This window comes from Arthrobacter sp. Hiyo1, assembly GCF_001263615.2.
In the GTDB taxonomy this organism is placed as follows: domain Bacteria; phylum Actinomycetota; class Actinomycetes; order Actinomycetales; family Micrococcaceae; genus Arthrobacter.
In genome coordinates, this window is sequence record NZ_DF952472.1 from 73,608 (window position 1) to 76,972 (window position 3,365).

The 3,365-nt window shown below is 62.1% G+C and carries 2 protein-coding genes; one reads left to right on the plus strand and one right to left on the minus strand.

The annotated features are described in order from the left end of the window. Positions 1-130 precede the first annotated feature (130 nt). Entirely contained in the window at positions 131-796 is a 666-nt protein-coding gene (locus tag AHiyo1_RS14005) for a GntR family transcriptional regulator (protein ID WP_059388979.1), read from the minus strand. A 189-nt stretch (positions 797-985) separates the two neighbouring features. On the opposite strand from AHiyo1_RS14005, the gene AHiyo1_RS14010 reads away from it, so the two are divergent. Then, complete coding sequence (locus AHiyo1_RS14010; RefSeq protein ID WP_059388978.1) at positions 986-3,325, plus strand: FdhF/YdeP family oxidoreductase; 2,340 nt, start codon at positions 986-988, stop codon at positions 3,323-3,325. Positions 3,326-3,365 lie beyond the last annotated feature (40 nt).

Sequence of the window (3,365 nt, forward strand, 5' to 3'; positions counted from 1 at the left end):
CACCGGCCGAGGCCGCCCGTGAACAGTCGCCGGCTCCTTTGATCCCTGGACCTGTCGGCTGACACAAAGGGCAAAACCATGCCCGGCCGCCGAAGGGAACGGCGCCGGGCATCCGGGACGCTCAGTCTTGCTAGAGGACCCCCCGGATCAGGTTCTCGAAGTCGGTAACGTGCTTGGCGGTCAGGTCTGCAGCCGCTTCTGCCTCGCCATCCGCAATGTATTCAAGCAGCTCCACGTGCTGGGCAATGTGTTCGGAAACCGGCGGGAGCTTCTCCAGTACGAGACTCCAGATACGGGTCGCCAGGTTGTCACAGCGAATCAGGACATCCTCCAGATGCCGGCTGCCAGTCGCCCGGTAGATGCTGCGGTGCACTCGCATGTCCAAGCGCATGAGGTCCCGCTGTGCCAGGTGGTCGGCCAAGAGCTGCCGAACCTCCCGGGCAAGCTCCCTTAGCTCCTGCCGCGTCCGGTCCGATGCCATTCGAGCGGCACGTGCAGATGCCGCAGGCTCCAAAAGCTGACGAATCTCGGAGATTTCGGCAAGGTCCGTAATATCCACGCCCGCGGCAAAGGTTCCCCTGCGTGGATAGGCCACCACCAGGTGGTCGCTTTCCAGCCTCTTCATGGCTTCCCGGATAGGCGTTCTTCCCACGCCAAGCCGACGCGAGATCAGGTCATCATTCAAGGGCTCCCCGGGCTTGATATCAAGGACGATCAGCTCATCACACAGCACCCGGTACGCATACTCGGCATAGGACTCGTCATCCTGCCTCGCAGGCACTTCCGACTCCCCCATGACCGATAACTTGCCGCTGCTCTCCACGTCTGATCCTTCCTGTTCGGTGACGGCGCCCTTGACTCACCGGCCCCGTGAACATAGTATCTACAACTGATATATCAATATGCGCGGGATAAGAATGTCACGGACTTCCTCCTCCTCACCGCCAGACCTCTCTATCCGGCCAAAGATCTGAAGGAAAAGCCCATGGCCTCAAGAGCCCCCCGTGAAAATATCGACGAGTCGACGCTGACTGTCACCAAACCCAAGTCGAAGGCCGTGGGCCTCCCGGCCGTCACCAATGCGCTGAAGATCTCCCTCGAGCAGATGGGCCCACTGCGCAGCGTCCAAACATTGCTGGCGGTCAACCAAGTAGACGGGTTCGACTGCATGGGCTGCGCCTGGCCGGAGCACGACAAACGGCATACGGCCGAGTTCTGTGAGAACGGCGCGAAGGCCGTCGCGGAAGAAGCCACACGCCGCCGGGTCACACCGGAGTTCTTCGCCTCGCATTCCATAGCTGAACTGAAGACACGGGACGACTACTGGCTGGGACAGCAGGGGCGTCTGACGCATCCGATGCTCCTGGACGAGGGCGCGACGCACTACAGGCCCGTCGAGTGGGATGATGCCCTGGAGCTGATCGCACAGGAGATCAGGGACATGGACAGCCCGGACCAGGCGGTGTTTTACACCTCCGGCCGCACGTCAAACGAGGCGGCTTTCGCCTACCAGCTCCTCGTGCGCGGTGTCGGGACCAACAACCTTCCGGACTGTTCCAACATGTGCCACGAATCCTCCGGTTCGGCCCTCGTCGAGACCATCGGCATCGGCAAGGGCTCCGTGAGCCTCAAAGACGTGGAAACAGCGTCGCTGATCTTCGTTGCCGGCCAAAATCCAGGCACGAACCACCCGCGCATGCTCAGCTCGCTGGAGAAGGCCAAGAAAAACGGTGCGGTTATCGTGTCCGTGAATCCACTTCCCGAAGCCGGACTGCTCAAATTCGAAAACCCGCAGAACGTGGTTGGCATGATGGTTGGCACCGAGCTGACCGACGACTTCCTGCAGATCAGGGCCGGAGGCGATCAGGCGCTCTTCCAGGGACTGGGCAAATACCTGCTGGAGGCCGAAAGTGCCGGAAGGACCAGCCCGGGCCTGCGCACGGTGTTCGACCATGACTTCATCAGCAAACACACCGTCGGCCTCGATGCCTATGTGAAGCAACTGGAAGACGTGGCATGGGAGGACATCCTCGAAGCGACCGGGCTGACGATGGAACAGATCGAGGCCACCGGTGAGCGTCTCCTGGCTTCGAAAGCAACCATTGTCTGCTGGGCCATGGGCCTCACACAGCACAAGCATTCCGTGCCTACGCTCCGCGACGTCGTCAATGTCCTCCTTCTTCAGGGCAACATCGGCAAGCCCGGGGCCGGAGTCTGCCCCGTCCGCGGGCATTCCAATGTCCAGGGCGACCGCACCATGGGCATTTTCGAGCAAATGCCGGAGAAGTTCCACGACAGGCTGGACCAAGAGTTCCAATTCCTCTCCCCCCGGGCCCACGGCTACGATACCGTCGCAGCCATCAGGGCGATGCGGGACGGCAAGGTCCGGGTTTTCATCGGGATGGGCGGCAACTTTGTGCGGGCGGCCCCCGACTCTGAGACCACGGAGCAATCGCTGGCCAGCACTCGCCTTACGGTCCAGATCTCCACTAAATTGAACCATTCCCACCTGGCAACGGGGCGGCGCGCCCTGATCCTTCCCACGCTCGGACGCACCGAGAGGGACACGCAGCGGACAGGTGATCAAAGGGTAACGGTGGAGGATTCCATGAGTGCCGTCCACGCGTCCCGTGGACGCCTCAAGCCCGCAAGTGAGCACTTGATGTCCGAAGTGGCGATCGTCTGCAACCTGGCCCACCGGCTCTTCACGGACAGCGACGGCCACCCCCTGCCGAACACCCCGAAGGCCGCCTGGCTCGCGCTCAGGGACGACTATTCACTGATCAGGAAACACATCGAAGCGGTACTCGACGGCTTCGAAAATTTTGAGGAGAAGGTCCAGAACCCGGGAGGCTTCGTTCTCCCCCACCGGCCCCGGGATGCCCGGGAATTCGACACCGCTTCCGGCAAGGCCCACTTTACGGCGAACCACTTGGAGTACCTCCGCGTCCCGGAGGGCCGCCTCATCCTCCAGACGCTGCGCTCCCACGACCAGTACAACACCACCATCTACGGCAAGGACGACCGCTACCGCGGCATTCACGGCGGCCGCCGGGTGGTCCTCGTGAACGAATCCGATGTGTCCGAACTTGGTTTCGAGGACGGCGACATGGTTCACCTGGTATCCGAATTCCGGGGTACCGAGCGACGGGCGGAGAATTTCCGCATCGTTTCCTATTCGACGCCAAAGGGCTGCGCAGCCGCCTACTACCCGGAGACCAACGTCCTCGTACCGCTGGACTCGGTAGCCGACATCAGCGGAACCCCGACGTCAAAGTCAGTCATTGTCCGCCTCGAGCCGGCAGGCGCAGGCAGCCATGGGTGACAGCCGGGGCGCGGTTGCGGTGTCCTCCCCAGGGGTTGAC

Bases quoted from the DNA above. Each gene is read 5' to 3' on its own strand.
- AHiyo1_RS14010 (WP_059388978.1), top strand. From the start codon at position 986: ATGGCCTCAAGAGCCCCCCGTGAAAATATCGACGAGTCGACGCTGACT.
- AHiyo1_RS14005 (WP_059388979.1), bottom strand. From the start codon at position 796: ATGGGGGAGTCGGAAGTGCCTGCGAGGCAGGATGACGAGTCCTATGCC.